This window comes from Streptomyces sp. NPDC045956 (genome assembly GCF_056430705.1).
Genome location: NZ_JBWKKZ010000006.1, coordinates 128,287 through 143,386, shown reverse-complemented (window position 1 = coordinate 143,386; position 15,100 = coordinate 128,287). Strand labels below are relative to the sequence as shown.

Genomic DNA, 15,100 nt, shown 5'->3' with positions numbered 1-15,100 from the left:
TCCCTGGCACCACCGGCGGCCCCCGTCGAAAAGGGCCGCCCAACCCATGTGCACAACCTCCTCATCGTCGCCGTGGCGGTCGTGGCCGCGCCCATCGCCGCGCCCGGTGCCCCGTCGGTCGTCGCCGCCTCCGGGCAACTGCACGACTCCCAGGAACTGGTGACCCTCGCCGAGCGGACCCAGGGAGCGCTGACCCTCGCCCACTCCCTCGCCGACGAGCGCGACGAGGTCGTCCCCTACATCGCCGCCGGCCGCCCCAAGTCGAAGGCACCCTCCGAGCAGCGCGGCGCGCGCGTCGACCGGCAGGTGGAGGAACTGCGCGCCGACACCGACGCGCCCGCCTCCCTGCGCGAGGACCTCGACGCCGTCGGAGCGCTGCGCCGGGCGGCGCTCACCGGCAAGAGCACCGCGCTCCAGGCGCACGACGCCTACTCCGAGGCGATCTCCGAACTCCACGCCCTGGCCGAGGAACTGGCCGAGCGGATGCCGCCCCGCGCGGGCGCCGGCGCGTACGCCCTGGCCGAACTGGACACCGCCGTCCAGCAGGCCGCCGCCACCCGGGGCCTGCTGCTCGCCGCCCTGAACGTGCCGAGCAGCACCGAGACCGTCATCGACCCGATCACCGGCCTGCCGACCGAGACGACCACGTCCTCGGACGCCGACGCCGAGCAGCGCGACGCGCTCGCCGCCGCCGCCCAGCAGGCCCGGGTGCGTTCCGACGCGGCCCTCGCCGACTTCCGCGAGGGCGCGCCGAAGGAGGCGCGCGCCGCCTTCGACTCCACGGTCGCCGGCCCCGAGGTCAACTCCGCCGAGAAGTACCTCGCCGGACTCACCGACGAGCCGACGCTCTCCGACGACGACCTCGCCACCAGCACCAAGAGGCTGGACGCGGCGCTCTCCGCCCGCGTCGACGCCATGCGCGGCGCCGAGTCGGCCCTGTACGAGAAGCGCACGACGGCCCTGGAGAAGCTGCGCGACGACGACGTCACCGCGCTGGAGATCCGCGTCGCCGCCCTCGGCGCCCTGATCCTGCTCGCCGTCGGCATCGCCACCGCCATGGCGCGCAGCCTCACCCGCCCCCTGTCGGTGCTGCGGCGCGGCTCGGCCCGGCTGGCCGGCGCCGAGGACCCGGCGGCCGAGACGCCCGTGGCCTTCACCGGCCGCAACGACGAGTTCGCCCAGGTGGTCCGCTCCGTCAACGCCCTGCACGCGCACGCCGCGACCCTCGCCGAGCGCGTCAACACGCTGGAGTCCGACCGCAAGCACCTCGTCGGGCAGCGCCAGAAGATGGCCGACGCCCGCGAGGAACTCCGCGCCCAGCTGGCCGAGTCCACCGCGCAGCTGGAGGTGGTCCGCAAGAGCATCGGCGGCACCTTCGTGAACCTCGCGCTGCGCACCCTCGGCCTGGTCGAGCGGCAACTCGCGGTCATCGAGAGCCTGGAGGAGCGCGAGCAGGACCCGGACCGCCTCGCCACCCTGTTCAAGCTCGACCACTTCGCCACGGTCATGCGCCGGCACAGCGAGAACCTCCTCGTCCTCGCCGGCACCGAGCACGTCCAGCACAGCGCCGGACCGGTGCCGCTGGTCGACGTGGTCCGCGCCGCGGTCAGCGAGATCGAGCGGTACGAGCGGGTCCGTATCGCCGCGCTGCCGCCGCACGCGCACGTGGCCGGCTTCGCCGCCGACGACCTCTCCCACCTGCTGGCCGAACTGCTGGAGAACGCCACCTCCTTCTCGCCGCCCGACCTGCCCGTCGAGGTCTCCGGCTGGCTGCTGGAGAACGGCGAGGTGATGCTCTCCGTCCAGGACGAGGGCATCGGCATGGCGACCGAGCGCCTCCAGCGGCTCAACGCCCGCCTCACCGACTTCGACCCGGAGGCGCCCTACGACCAGGAGGGCGAGGACGGTCTCGGCCTCGGCCTGTACGTGGTGGCCCGCCTCGCCCACCGGCACGGGGCCCGGGTGCGGCTGCGGGAGCAGAAGCAGGGCGGTGTCGCGGCCGTGGTGGTCCTGCCGAGCCCGCTGCTCGCCCCGGCGCCGCCGGCCGCGCTCGCCCAGACCGTGCCGATGACCGACGGCACGGGCTCCTTCTCCCTGCCGGGTGCCGACGCGGAGGCCAACTCCAACGTCCTGCACGGGCGGGCGGAGAAGAGCGTCCGGCACGGCGTGGACCCGCTGGTGGCCTCGGCGGAACAGGCCGTACGCCGCGCCGAGGCCGCCGGACCGAGCGAGGCGCCCGAGGCCGCCGGACCCGACGAGACGCCCGAGGCCGCCGCACCGAGCGAGGCGCCCGAAGCCGCCGCACCGAGCGAGGCGCCCGAGGCACCCGAGGCCGCCGAGCGGGATTCGGCTCAGGCCCCCGAGGCGGCCGCCGACCCGGCCCCCGCTCCGGCGCCGGACGAGGCCGGACCGGCCGCGGGCCGCGACCTCCCCGACGACGCCACGATGGCCCTGCTGCTCCCGCCGCAGCCACCGGAGGAGGCGCCCGCCCAGGGGCAGGAGCCGGCCCAGGCGTGGGAACAGCACCGGGAACCGGCCCGGCGCGAGGCGCCCGCACCGGAGATGGCCACGCCGGACCCCGCCCCGCCGGCCCGCACGGCGCCGGAGATCCCCGGCCCCCGGTCCGCCGACCCCTACGCCATCGGCCCCGACGCCCACGAACGCACCCCGGACGAGGGGACCGCGGGGGCGGACGAGAGCGCCGGGGGCGCCGAGCCCGTCACCGACAAGGGTCTGCCCAAGCGGACCCCGAAGCTCACCACGCCCGCCGCGGCCCCACGACCGCGCACGGCGGGCTCCGTGGACGCAGACGCGCTCCGCCGCCGACTGGGAGGCTTCCGCCGGGGGGCAGAGGCCGGCCGCCGCGACGTCGAGGCGGAGATCGCCGACCGGACCGGTACGCACCCGGCGCCGGAGGCCGCAGCAGACACAACCGAAGAAGCCACGGGGGGCACTGTCGAGGAGGCAAGCAGTTGACCGCGCCCAGTACCTTCGGACTGAGCAGTGAAGCCCGCAATCTCCACTGGCTGTTGACCAACCTCGTGGAGGAGGTGCCCGGCATCCTCTCGGTCGCGGTCGTATCCTCCGACGGCCTGCTGCTGCTCTCCTCCGACCAGGACCGCAACGACGCGGCCCGCGAGGCGCAGTCCGTGCGCCGCGCCGGCCCGCGCGGTTCCGCCGCCGACCTGGCCACCGTCGTCTCCGGGGTCGGCAGCCTGACCATCGGCGCCGCCCGGCTGATGGACTTCGGGGGCGTCAAGCACACGATGGTCGCCATGGACGAGGGCAGCCTGTTCGTGATGTCCATCAGCGACGGCTCGCTGCTCGGCGTGCACGGCTCCGCGGACTGCGACATGAGCGTCATCGCGTACCACATGGCGCTCTTCGTGGGCCGCGCCGGCCACGTCCTGACTCCCGAACTCCGCAGCGAGCTGCGGAAATCCCTGGAGACCGAGTCGACCTCGACGGGGAGTACCCGATGAGCACCAGCCCCAGGAAGTCCCCGAAACACCTGCCCGTACGCGGCGCCGACCGCAAGCCCGCCCGCGTACGCCCCTACTCGCTCACCGGCGGCCGCACCCGCTTCGGCCACGTCCTGCTCGTCGAGACGTTCGTCGGCGCCACGGCCGGCACGGCCGCGCTGGAGGCCGCCGAGGAGCGCAAGGAACTGACGAACGGTTCGCTCACCTCCCGCGTGATGCCGGAGATGCGGGCCATCGTCGAACTCTGCCGCCGTATGCGTACGGTGGCCGAGATCGCCGCGCTGCTGAAGATGCCGCTCGGCGTGGTCCGCGTGCTCCTCAGCGACCTGGCGGACCAGGGAAAGATCCGTGTATACGGCACCGGAACCGGCCACGGCACGGGCCGTCCGGACCGCGCTCTGCTCGAAAGGGTGCTCAGTGGACTCCGTCGTCTCTGACGCCGCCGCATACGGCGTCGCCCCCCTCGTCGACCCCGACGAGCCCGTGCAACCCTGGCAGACGGACCGCACCCGCGCCCCCATCGCCACGAAGATCGTGGTCGCGGGCGGCTTCGGGGTCGGCAAGACCACGCTGGTCACCACCGTCTCGGAGATCACGCCCCTGCAGACCGAGGCGCTGATGACCGAGGCGAGCGAGGAGACCGACGACCTCACCGCCACCCCGGGCAAGCTCACCACCACCGTGGCCATGGACTTCGGGCGCATCACGCTCGACGAGGACCTGGTGCTCTACCTGTTCGGCACGCCGGGCCAGCAGCGGTTCTGGTTCATGTGGGACGACCTGGTGCGCGGTGCGATCGGTGCCGTCGTGCTGGCCGACACGCGCCGCCTGAAGGACTGCTTCCCGGCGCTGGACTACTTCGAGAGCTGCGGACTGCCGTACGTCGTCGCGGTCAACCACTTCGACGGCAGCGAGCGGTTCGACGCGGAGGACGTGCGGGAGGCGCTGACCATCCCCGCGCACATACCTGTAATGATCATGGATGCGCGCCGCCGGATCTCGGCCATCGAGACCCTCTTGTCCCTCGTGGGCCACGCGCTCGACGAAACCCCCGAGTAGTCCCACCGAGCAGTCCCCTTAGGAGCGTCCCCGCATGCGGAAGATACTCGTCGTCGGAGCCGGCCAGTCCGGTCTCCAACTCGCCCTCGGCCTCCAGTCCCACGGCTACGAGGTCACCCTGATGTCCAACCGGACCGCGGACGAGATCCGCACCGGCCGGGTCATGTCGACGCAGTGCATGTTCCACACGGCACTCCAGCACGAGCGTGATCTCCAGCTGAACTTCTGGGAGTCCCAGGCCCCGAGGATCGAGGGCCTCGGCGTCTCGGTGGCGGCCCCCGGCTCCTTCGACCCCGGCCCCTCGCAGCGGGCGATCGACTGGCTGGGCCGGCTCGACGGCATCGCGCAGTCGGTGGACCAGCGGGTGAAGATGGCCGGCTGGATGGAGACCTTCGCGCAGCGCGGCGGCCAGCTGGTCATCCACGGCGCCGCCGTCGGCGACCTGGACTACTTCTCCCGCGCCTACGACCTCGTCCTCGTCTCGGCCGGCAAGGGCGAGCTGGTCCAGATGTTCGGCCGGGACGCCTCCCGCTCCCCGTACAGCGAGCCGCAGCGCGCCCTCGCCGTCGCCTACGTCCACGGCCTGGGCCCGCGCCCGGAGCACCCGGAGACCGAGGCGGTCCGCTGCAACCTGGTCCCCGGCGTCGGCGAGATGTTCATCATGCCGACCTTCACCACCTCGGGCCGCGCCGACATCCTGTTCTGGGAGGGCATACCCGGCGGCCCGCTGGACGCCTTCAAGGACGTCAAGGACCCCGCGGAGCACCTCTCCCTGACCCTGGAACTCATGGAGAAGTTCCTCCCGTGGGAGTACGCGCGGGCCACCAAGGTCGAACTGACCGACGCCGGCGGCACCCTGGCGGGCCGCTACGCCCCCACCGTCCGCAACCCCATCGGCCGGCTTCCCGGTGGCGGCCTGGTCCTCGGCGTCGCCGACGTGGTCGTCGCCAACGACCCGATCACGGGCCAGGGTTCCAACTCCGCCTCCAAGTGCGCCGCCTCCTACCTCGCCTCCATCGTGGAACAGGGCGACAAGGAGTTCGACGAGGCGTGGATGCGGCAGACCTTCGACCGCTACTGGCAGACGGCGCAGCACGTCACCAAGTGGACGAACGCCATGCTCGCCCCGCCGCCGGAGCACATCCTGAACCTGATCGGTGCGGCCGGACAGCTCCAGCCCGTCGCCGACCGCTTCGCCAACGGCTTCAACGACCCGGCCGACTTCGAGAACTTCTTCTACGACCCGGCGAAGACCGAGGGCTACCTCATGGAGGTCTCCGGCGCGGCCGGCGCGTAACGGCCCGCGTACCCCTCGTCCGACCCGTCCGCCGCCCCCTCGGGGAGCCGCGGTGGTGCGTACCACCGCACCGGCTCCCCGCCGGGATCGGGCCGTACGGCGCCCAGCACCGGGTTGGCCGCGATCGGTGACACCTTGACCTCGGCGCCGGGGCGCGGCGCCTGGACGACCTTGCCGCCGCCGAGGTACATCGCCACATGGGTGGCCTCGGGGAAGTACACGACCAGGTCACCGGGGCGCAGCTCGTCCAGCGGTACGCGCTCCAGCCGCGCCCACTGCTCCTGGCTGGTGCGGGGGATGGGCGTCCCGGCCCGCTCCCAGGCCGCGGAGGTCAGGCCCGAGCAGTCGAAGGACGCCGGGCCCTCCGCGCCCCACTCGTACGGCTTGCCGACCTGCTCCACCGCGAAGCGCACCGCCCGGTCGCCCCCGGCGGAGGGCTTGGCGGGGGGCTTCGCGTCGTCACCCAGCGCCCCGGACGCCAGGAAGCTCTCCTGCGCCCGGGCGGTCCCGCTCCGCTCCGCCTGTGCCACCGCGGCCAGTTCGCCGGGGGTGAGCGAGGCGAGGAGTTCCTCCACGGCACCCAGGCGCTCGCGTACGTCGTCCCGCGCCTCCTCCTGCTCCTTCGCCAGGGCGACCTGCCGGTCCAGGGCCTCGCGTGCCCGGTCCGCCAGCTCGTCGGCCTTCTTCTCGCGCCCGGTCAGCCGGCCCACCGTGTCGGCCCGCTCCCGGGCCAGCCGCCCGATCACGTGTCCCTGGTCGAGCGCGTGCCGCGGCTCGCGGGCCAGCAGCAGCCGCAGGTAGGGGGAGAGGTCGCTGCTGTTCCGGTACTGCTGCCTGGCCAGCCGGCCGGCCTCGCCGCGGCTGTCGCGCAGGGACAGCCGCGCCCGCGCCGCCTCGGCGTCAAGCCGCTTCACCACGGCACGCTGCGCCGCCAGGCGCTCCTCGGTGCCGTTGTAGGTCTCGGTGGCCTTCTCCGCTTCCCGGTACAGCCGCTGAAGATCCGTCAGCAGCGCCGCCACGGACCGGCCGGCGCCGGTGCCGGGACCGGGGTCCGCCGCGGCGGGCACGGGCGCGAGGGTGATCCCGGCCGCCACCGCCGCCGTGCACACCAGACGCAGAAGCCTTCCTGACACGCCCTCACCTCCGGTGCGGGGCGGCGGGTCCGCTCCGCACGGCGAGCATGTGGCGCCTTCCCGGACTCCGCGCGCCGAGTGTGCGCGGATCGGCGCAACGGGGTCACCCGTGGGCGTCGTCCGGCTTGCCGTCCGGCGTGGCGTCTGGATCGGGGCCCGCCCCGGCGTCCGGCCGGGACCAGGGCCACTTCCGGCCGGAGCCGCCCCTGCCCTCGGGGTCGTACTCGTACTTCCAGCGGGCGAGGCGCAGGCCGCGGGCGTCCCGGGGCACCCTCCGGTACACGAGGACGGTGGGCGGCCCGCCGTGCGGGTCGGGTACGGGGATGCGGTACGTCTTCGGGGGGTGCCCGGTCATGCCGGTCAGGACGGGCAGCACCCGTCCGTCCATGGGGCCGCCCTCGAAGGGGGTCTCTTCGCTCTTCACGGCACCAGTGTCGGCGATCCGCGCACCGGTGTCAGAGGTCCGCCGCGAGGGCCTCGACCAGCGTCGCGGTCTGCGGGTCGCGGTGGGCGGTGACCGTCAGGACGGCCAGGAACTGATCCACGAGCCAGTCCCGCAGCTCGTCGCGGGGCGGCTGCTTCTCCTCGTCCAGCCAGATCAGCGAGGCCGCCTCCACCGCCGTGATCCACATCCGGACGGTCATCCGCAGCCGCGGGCCCGGGTCGGCCGCGTCCAGGTGGCTCATGATGTGCTCGGCGGCGGCCCGGCGCACCCCGTCCACGATGGACGAGGTCCGCGAGGTCTCGGCCACGCCGCCGCCCCGCAGCAGGGCGCTGAAGCCGGTGTCGTGCTCGTCGACGAAGGTGAGGTAGCGGTCCAGGGCCCGGGACAGCCGGGCCAGCAGGGGACCCTCGCGGGGTTCGTCGAAGCAGTGCCGCAGCTCGTCGGCGGCCGACCTCAGCGCGGCCTCGTACAGCTGCTGCTTGCCGCCCGGGAAGTACCGGTACACCAGCGGCCGCGAGACCCCGGCCTGCTCCGCCACGTCGTCCAGGGACACCTCCTCCGGCGACCGGTGCGCGAAGAGGACGAGCGCCGCGTCGAGCAGCTGGACGCGGCGCTCCTCGACGCTGAGCCGGCGGTAGGCGGGGGTGGGGGCCTGCGGGGTCATGAACCGCAGCGTAACCCGCAGACCCCCGCGCCCACCCCGCCGAGCGGGCGGCACCGGCCCGACTAGGCCAGAAGCCCGGACGACCTCCACAGCCGCCGGCCGACCCCGCGCAGCACCCCGATGTCGTCCAGGAAGTCGGTGAGGCGCTTCGCGCCGGTCTGCATGATCTCCGTGCGGTGGCCGCTGGCCCTGACCTGGGCGAGGGCCTCGCGCTTGTCCAGCCCGACGTTCGTGTACACCTCGGGGTTGATGAAGGCGATGGAGAAGACGCGGGCGAACTCGCCGGAGGTGACCCGGGTGAACTCCCGCGACCACCTCGGCGCCGTCACCATCTGGCGGCGCAGCTCCTCGCGGGCGTAGCGCACGTGGCGGGCCTCCTCCACGACGTGGATGCGCGTGACCCCCCGGACCAGCGGCTGCACCCGCTCGTCGGGGAAGGTCAGCCGCTGCATCCAGTCCAGCACCTCCTCGCCGAGCAGCGTGGCGGTGAAGGAGCCGGGCGTGGTGGAGACCGTCTTGAACAGGCGGCCCAGGTGCTGGTGGAGCGGGCTCACCGGGTACCACGGGGTCTCGCCGCGGGATATCAGCCGGGCGAACATCTTGGAGTGCCGGCACTCGTCCTCGATCTCGGTGAGCGCGTAGCGCACGTGCGCGCTCGTCGCGGCCTTGTCGTAGATGTGCCGCACCAGCAGCTGCATGAGGATCAGCTCGAACCAGATGCCGAGCGAGGCGAGGGCCGCGGCCTCGTGCTGGGAGAGCAGGATCCGCTGCTCCTCGCCCATCCGCTTCCACAGCGGGGTGTCGTACAGCGACACCAGCTCCGGCGGCCAGAACCACTTCCCCTCCTCGAAGGGGGCGTCCCAGTCCAGCTCCTTGTCCGGGTCGAAGGAGTGCTTGGCGGAAGAGTCGAGCAGCCGTTCGGCGACCTGCTCCCGGTCCTTGAGCAGGCCGAGGGCGTCGCGCAGGCCCTCGAGTGCGTCGGTTTCCGTCACGGTCGTCATGGCTGCCCCACCTCGTCGTGTCACCGCGGTCACTCGGACTGACTCCGTCTTATGAGACTGCGCGTCAGTAAGCTCGTCAATCCCCCGCGCGCCACTTGTTGACCGCGAGTAAAGAAGTGACGGACGCCCAGGTTCCTGGACCGAGCAGCCCAGCCCCTCCGGCACCTCGCCCGCGACCGGCTCGCGCGCCCCCGCCGGGAACGAGGTCCGCAGGGTGAACGCGTACGGCGTCGGCCCGTGCGTCCGCAGGTGCAGCAGCCGCGACTCCGCCTCCGCGACCGTCGGCCGGTGCCCCGCGGGCACCCACCACAGGGTCGTCACCGCCTCCGCGAGCCGCTCGAACCTCCCCCACTGCCTCAAAGGCGTGGGGGCGACCCCCACTCTGCGCCGCGCCAGCATGTCCCGGTGCCGCCCCTGGTACATGAACGCCGTCGGCGCGTCCTCGTCCTGCCACACCGCCAGGTTGACGATGAGCCAGTCGTCGCCGAAGAACGGCACGTCCGTGGCGTTGCCCGACTCGCCCTGGAGGCGCCGGACGAAGCCGTCCGCCGCGTCCGCGGAGGCGTTCACCGGATCGAGCGCGTCGACGAAGTCCCTCAACCGCGGTGAGTCGAGCGGGGCCTTGAGGCGGGCGATGTCGACCTGGGCGAGTTCGTACGCGGCGCCAGTCATGGACCGAACGTTAGGTCGGTGTCCCGCGTCGCGGTACCCCGCGTCTCAGCCCGTGGGCGTCCCCCGCCCGAGCACGGCCTCCATCACCGCCCGTGCGATCGGCGCCGCCAGCCCGCCCCCGCTGATGCCCTCCCGGTCCGCGGCCGAGCCCTCGACCACCACCGCGACCGCCACCTTCGGCTCCAGGTCCCGCTCACCCTGCGCCCAGGAGACGAACCAGGCGTACGGGGTGCCCGAGTTGCCGACCCCGTGCTGCGCGGTGCCGGTCTTGCCGCCGACGAGGGCACCGGGGATCGCGGCGTTCGCGCCGGTGCCCTTCTCGACGACGCCGGTCATCAGCTCCTTCAGCCGCGTCGCCGTGGCGGGGCGCATGACCTCCCGGGTGGGCCGCGACCCGGCCGTCGCCAGCAGGCTGCCGCCCGCCCGCTGGGTCCGCTCCACCAGGTACGGCGAGCGCACCTGTCCGCCCGCCGCCACGGCCGCCGCCACCATCGCCATCTGGAGCGGCGTGGCCCGGGTGTTGTACTGCCCGATCGACGACAGCCCGAGCTGGGCCCGGTCCACGGAGGTGTCGAAGGTGCTCGGCGAGACGGCGAAGGGGATGCGCAGCCCCGCGTCGTTGAAGCCGAAGGCCTCCGCCGTGGCCGCCATGCGGCGCACGCCCACGTCCACGCCGAGCTTGGCGAACACCGTGTTGCAGGACCACTCGAAAGCCTCCCGCAGCGAGGCGTCCCGGCACCCCTCGGCCTCGTTCGTCAGCCTGGTCCGCGTCCCGGGGAGCGTGTACGGGTCCGGGGAGCGGGTCGGGGCGTCGAGGTCCCGGACCACGCCCGCGTCCAGCGCCGCCGCCGCGGTGACCACCTTGAAGGTCGACCCCGGGGGATAGGTGCGGCGCACGGCCCGGTTGAGCATCGGCCGGTCCGGGTCGCCGTTCAGCCGGTCCCAGGTGCGGGTGGCCGCCGTGCCGTTCCCGGACAGCGACTGCGGGTCGTACGACGGTGTGGACACCAGCGCCAGCACCCGGCCGGTCGACGGCTCGATCGCGGCCACCGCCCCCTTGTGCCGGCCGAGCCCCTCGAACGCCGCCCGCTGCGCGGCCCCGTCGATCGTGGTCACGACGTCACCGCCCGCGTTGTGGGTGCCCGTCACGTCGTTCCAGAGGGGGAGCGGCGCGAGCAGCGGGTCGGCGCCGGACAGCAGGCCGTCCTCGGCGTGCTCCAGCAGGGTCGTGCCGTAGGCCTGCGAGGCGAAGCCGGTGATCGGCGCGTACATCGGCCCGTCCGCGTACGTCCGCTCGAAACGCAGGTGCTCGCCGGTGTCCCGGGAGCCGGTGACCGGCTCGCCGCCGACCAGGATGTCGCCGCGCGGCTGCTGGTAGCGGGCGATGTCGGGGCGGCGGTTGGCCGGGTTGCCGTCGTACTCCGGTGCCTGGACGATCTGCACCCGGGCGGCGTTCACCACCAGCGCGACCAGCAGCAGGGCGCAGAAGACGGCGGCGTGCCGGATGTGCCGGGTCACCGGAGCCGTTCCGTTCTCACGGCGCCCCCCGCCCGTCGGCCTGGCTGCGGGCCGCGTGGCTGACCCGGATCAGCAGCGCCACGATCGCCCAGTTGGTGACGACCGACGACCCGCCCTGGGCCAGGAACGGCATCGCCATGCCGGTCAGCGGGATCAGCCCGGTCACCCCGCCCGCGATGACGAAGACCTGGAGCGCCACGATCGAGGAGAGGCCGACCGCGAGCAGCCGGCCGAAGGGGTCGCGTGCGCCGAGCCCCGCCCGGTAGCCGCGCTCCACCAGCAGGGCGTACAGCAGGAAGATCGCGGTCAGGCCGAGGAAGCCCAGTTCCTCACCGGCGGTGGCGAGGATGAAGTCCGACTTGACGGCGAAGCCGATGAGGACGGAGTGCCCGAGCCCGAGGCCCGTCCCGGTGATCCCGCCCGCCGCGAAGGCGAACAGCGACTGGGCCAGCTGGCCCGGCCCGTCACCCGCCTCGATGGACGCGAAGGGGCGCAGCCAGTCCTCCACCCGGCTGTGCACGTGCGGCTCCAGCCAGCCCACGGCGACCGCGCCCAGCGAGGCCAGCAGCAGACCGACGGCGATCCAGCCGGTGCGGCCGGTGGCGACGTAGAGCAGGACGACGAAGAGGCCGAAGAACAGCAGCGAGGTGCCGAGGTCGCGCTCCAGGACCAGTACGCCGACGCTGACCAGCCACACCGCCACGATCGGGCCGAGGACCCGGCCGGTGGGGAGCTGGAGCCGCCACACGCGGCGGCCCGCGTACGCCAGCGCGCTGCGGTTGGCGGCCAGGTAGGAGGCGAAGAACACCGCGAGGAGCACCTTGGCGAACTCGCCGGGCTGGATGGAGAAGCTGTCGATCCGGATCCAGATGCGGGCGCCGTTCACGGCCGGGAAGAAGATCGGCACGGTGAGCAGGACGAGCGCGGCGGCGACGCAGACGTAGGAGTAGCGCTGGAGCACGCGGTGGTCGCGCAGCAGCAGGACCACCACGATGAACAGCGCCACGCCCAGCGTCGACCACACCAGCTGGGCCGGGGCCGCCCGGTCGCCCGGCGTCTCCAGGTCGAGGCGGTAGATCAGCACCAGGCCGAGGCCGTTGAGCAGCACGCCGATGGGCAGCAGCAGCGGGTCCGCCCAGGGGGCGCGCAGCCGTACCGCGAGGTGGGCGAGGAGGGCCAGGACGCCGAGCCCGGCGCCGTAGCCGGCGGCCCCGGGCGGGAGGGTGCCGTGCTGGGCGAGGCCGACGTTGCAGTAGCCGAACACCGAGAGCAGCACGGCCATGACGATGAGGGCGAGTTCGATGCCACGGCGCCGGGGGAGACGGGCGACGGGCGCGGGCGTGTCCGCCTGGGCCACGGTGATTCCGGTTCCGGTTCCGGCCTTGGTCATGTCCGGAACTTACCCATATGAGGGGGCGTGGGGGTGGTCGGCGTCAGCACCAGCGCGGCGCGGGTCCGATGGTGTCGGTGGAGCCGCCGCAGGAGGGCTCGCCGGAGCCGCCCCGGTCGTCCCGGGCGACGGCCGGCGTGACGGCCACGGTGGTGGTGAGCGCCCCGGCGGCGACGGCGACACCCCGGGCGGACGGTGAGCACGCGGACAGCGCGGAAAGCAGGGGCATGGCGGTACCTTCCGGAGCGGACGGGTCCTCAGGTGACTCACCGCCACATTAGGAGCGCCCGGTACGCACCGCTCGCTGTACTGCGCCATCGGGGAACGGCCGGCCGGCCCGCCCGGACCCCGGCCTCGGACCGGTGGCCGCCGCGGTCACCGGTGCTGAGGCAGCGTCAGGGTCGCCAGCGCCCCGCCGCCCGGCGGGTTGGCGAGTTCCAGCCGGGCGCCGAGCACCTCCGCCTGCCCCAGCGCGATCGTCAGACCGAGCCCGTGCCCCCTCGCCCCGGCCTCGGTGCGGAAGCGCTGCGGCCCGTGGGCGAGCAGGTACTCCGGGAAGCCGTCCCCGTGGTCCCGCACGGTGATCACCGGCCCGTCCACCGTCAGCACCACCGGCGCCCGCCCGTGCCGGTGCGCGTTCACGACCAGGTTGCCGAGCACCCGCTCCAGCCGCCGCCGGTCGGTCTCCACCCGCGCGTCCCGCACGACGTCCACCCGGGTGTCGGTGCCCGCGCCGCGGACCACCCGCACGGCCAGCGCGCCCAGCGCCTCCGGGTCCGCCTCCGGCCGCTCCCGTCCGCTGTCCAGCCGGGAGATCTCCAGCAGGTCCTCGGTGAGTGTGCGCAGGGCGTCCACCCGGTCCCGCACCAGCTCGGTCGGGCGGCCCGGCGGGAGCAGCTCGGCCGCCGCGTGCAGGCCGGTGAGCGGGGTGCGCAGCTCGTGCGCGACGTCCGCGGTGAAGCGCTGCTCGGCGAGGAGCTTGCCCTGGAGCGACGACGCCATGGAGTCCAGCGCGGCGGCGACCGACGCCACCTCGTCCTGCGGGCGCCGCGGATCGCCGGCCCGGGGATCGTCGACCCGTGCGTCGAGGTCACCCGCGGTGATCCGCCGCGCCACCCTGGCCGTCGTGTGCAGCCGGCGCGTCACCCGCGTCACCGCGAACGCGCCCACCAGCAGCGTCGCCCCGATCGCGAGCGCCGACGACCCCACGATCGCCCGGTCCAGACCGTCGATGGTGCGCTCGCCCTGGGTGTGGTCGACCCGCACCGCGAGCGCCCGGCCGCCGGCCGCGGGGCCCGCCGCCCACATCGTGGGGCGTCCCTCGTGCTCGGCGACCATCGTGCCCCGCCGGCCCGACACGGCCAGCTCCCGCAGGCCCGGCGGCAGGCCCGGCGGATCGACGCCGGCGCTCCGCCGCAGCGGGTCTCCCGCCTCGTACGCCCGCGTCGCCTCCGCCAGCCGGGACAGGGCGGCCTCCCGGGCCTGGCCCACGGTCTGGTCGGTCACCGACACATGCACCAGCACGCCCAGCAGCGCGGCGAGCGCACAGCACATCACGGTGATGAAGACGGCGGCCCGCACCGCGAGCGATCCGGCCCACCGCGGGAGACGGAGCCTCACCGGGTGCTCGCCGAGGGGGAGGCCGACCGGGACGGGGACGCGGACGGACGCCCGGTGTGCCGCCCGCCTCCGTCCGTGCGCAGCATCTCGTCGCTCGTGAGCAGCATGGCCCGCTGGTCGGCGTCCCACGTCCACTGGAGCCGGTACTCGTAACCCGCGACCTCCGAGGGTGAGCGGACGATCACCGCCCGGCCGGCCAGCTCGACCGCGCTCACGGCGTCGTCGTAGGACATGACGCGCACGAGACGGTCCCGCTCGACGGTGTAGACGCGTACGGCGGTCAGCTTCTCGGGCAGCAGTGCGAAGCCCAGGGCCATCTCGGGGCGCCCGTCGCCGGTCAGGTCGCGGTAGTACGGCCTGAGCACCGGGCACCGGCCGCGCTCGCGCGCGACGCCCCCCGGACCGCAGTCCGCCATCCGGCGGGCCGTCTCGCGGTACGGCGCCCCGGCGTCCTCGTAGTCGTCCGGGTGTGCGGCGATCTCGGCCCGCACGACGGCCACCGGGTCCACCTCGCGGAGGTCGCCGCCGGGCACGTCGACCCCCTCGACGACCTCGTTGTCCACCTCGCCGATGTCGTAGGCCGGGCTCGACGCCGGTGTCAGGTCGGGCCAGAGCAGGGCCGGGCTCCGTGCGGCCGGTGTGGCGCCCGCGCTCCGCAGCCCGCCCGAGTCGCCGCAGGCGCCCAGCGCCCCGGCCGCCACCGTCACCAGGAGGAGCGCCAGGGCGGCGGGGACGCGGGCGGGGCGCTCACGGCGGCTCGGGAGCACTGCACTCCTGGGGTTCGGCCGGCAGGCGGCCGGCGTCGGTGATCCGCCGGCC

14 protein-coding genes and 1 pseudogene are annotated in these 15,100 nt (G+C 74.2%); 5 read left to right on the top strand and 10 right to left on the bottom strand.

Annotated elements, in window-relative coordinates; genetic code table 11:
- The first annotated feature begins 3 nt into the window (after positions 1-3).
- The 5 genes from AC07FV_RS17665 to AC07FV_RS17645 are packed head-to-tail and all read left to right on the top strand — an operon-like array spanning position 4 to position 5,838.
- A complete protein-coding gene (locus AC07FV_RS17665) occupies positions 4-2,976 on the top strand; it encodes a sensor histidine kinase (protein WP_479088604.1) in 2,973 nt (990 codons plus the stop codon).
- Positions 2,973-3,482 (top strand): roadblock/LC7 domain-containing protein, encoded by a 510-nt coding sequence (locus tag AC07FV_RS17660; RefSeq protein WP_383646383.1) that lies wholly within the window; start codon positions 2,973-2,975, stop codon positions 3,480-3,482. Before AC07FV_RS17665 ends, AC07FV_RS17660 begins: the two co-directional genes overlap by 4 nt.
- Positions 3,479-3,919, top strand: a complete 441-nt coding sequence (locus AC07FV_RS17655) for a DUF742 domain-containing protein (protein ID WP_356604516.1) — start codon at positions 3,479-3,481, stop codon at positions 3,917-3,919. Before AC07FV_RS17660 ends, AC07FV_RS17655 begins: the two co-directional genes overlap by 4 nt.
- On the top strand, positions 3,900-4,541 hold the full coding sequence (locus tag AC07FV_RS17650; RefSeq protein ID WP_383646390.1) for a GTP-binding protein: 642 nt from the start codon (positions 3,900-3,902) through the stop codon (positions 4,539-4,541). The genes AC07FV_RS17655 and AC07FV_RS17650 overlap by 20 nt, the downstream gene beginning before the upstream one ends.
- 34 nt (positions 4,542-4,575) lie before the next feature.
- A complete protein-coding gene (locus AC07FV_RS17645; protein WP_383646392.1) occupies positions 4,576-5,838 on the top strand; it encodes a styrene monooxygenase/indole monooxygenase family protein in 1,263 nt (420 codons plus the stop codon).
- On the opposite strand, the gene AC07FV_RS17640 is transcribed toward AC07FV_RS17645, so the two are convergent.
- The 10 genes and pseudogenes from AC07FV_RS17640 to AC07FV_RS17595 form a co-directional block, all read right to left on the bottom strand.
- Entirely contained in the window at positions 5,802-6,971 is a 1,170-nt protein-coding gene (locus tag AC07FV_RS17640) for a C40 family peptidase (protein WP_479088217.1), read from the bottom strand. The genes AC07FV_RS17645 and AC07FV_RS17640 overlap by 37 nt on opposite strands.
- A gap of 103 nt (positions 6,972-7,074) precedes the next feature.
- Positions 7,075-7,395, bottom strand: coding sequence for a hypothetical protein (locus tag AC07FV_RS17635; protein WP_479088215.1), 321 nt, complete (start codon positions 7,393-7,395; stop codon positions 7,075-7,077).
- A gap of 31 nt (positions 7,396-7,426) precedes the next feature.
- Positions 7,427-8,080 (bottom strand): TetR/AcrR family transcriptional regulator, encoded by a 654-nt coding sequence (locus AC07FV_RS17630; RefSeq protein ID WP_479088214.1) that lies wholly within the window; start codon positions 8,078-8,080, stop codon positions 7,427-7,429.
- Between the two features lie 62 nt (positions 8,081-8,142).
- Entirely contained in the window at positions 8,143-9,081 is a 939-nt protein-coding gene (locus AC07FV_RS17625) for an AurF N-oxygenase family protein (protein WP_479088603.1), read from the bottom strand.
- Between the two features lie 216 nt (positions 9,082-9,297).
- Positions 9,298-9,753, bottom strand: a pseudogene (locus AC07FV_RS17620) (DUF3291 domain-containing protein); the annotation flags it as partial.
- Positions 9,754-9,798: 45 nt separating this feature from the next.
- Positions 9,799-11,271, bottom strand: coding sequence for a penicillin-binding transpeptidase domain-containing protein (locus AC07FV_RS17615; RefSeq protein WP_479088213.1), 1,473 nt, complete (start codon positions 11,269-11,271; stop codon positions 9,799-9,801).
- A 16-nt stretch (positions 11,272-11,287) separates the two neighbouring features.
- Complete coding sequence (locus AC07FV_RS17610) at positions 11,288-12,661, bottom strand: FtsW/RodA/SpoVE family cell cycle protein (RefSeq protein WP_479088212.1); 1,374 nt, start codon at positions 12,659-12,661, stop codon at positions 11,288-11,290.
- Positions 12,662-12,704: 43 nt separating this feature from the next.
- Entirely contained in the window at positions 12,705-12,890 is a 186-nt protein-coding gene (locus AC07FV_RS17605) for a hypothetical protein (RefSeq protein WP_479088211.1), read from the bottom strand.
- A 146-nt stretch (positions 12,891-13,036) separates the two neighbouring features.
- Entirely contained in the window at positions 13,037-14,281 is a 1,245-nt protein-coding gene (locus tag AC07FV_RS17600) for an ATP-binding protein (RefSeq protein WP_479088209.1), read from the bottom strand.
- Entirely contained in the window at positions 14,278-15,048 is a 771-nt protein-coding gene (locus AC07FV_RS17595) for a hypothetical protein (protein WP_479088207.1), read from the bottom strand. Before AC07FV_RS17595 ends, AC07FV_RS17600 begins: the two co-directional genes overlap by 4 nt.
- Positions 15,049-15,100 lie beyond the last annotated feature (52 nt).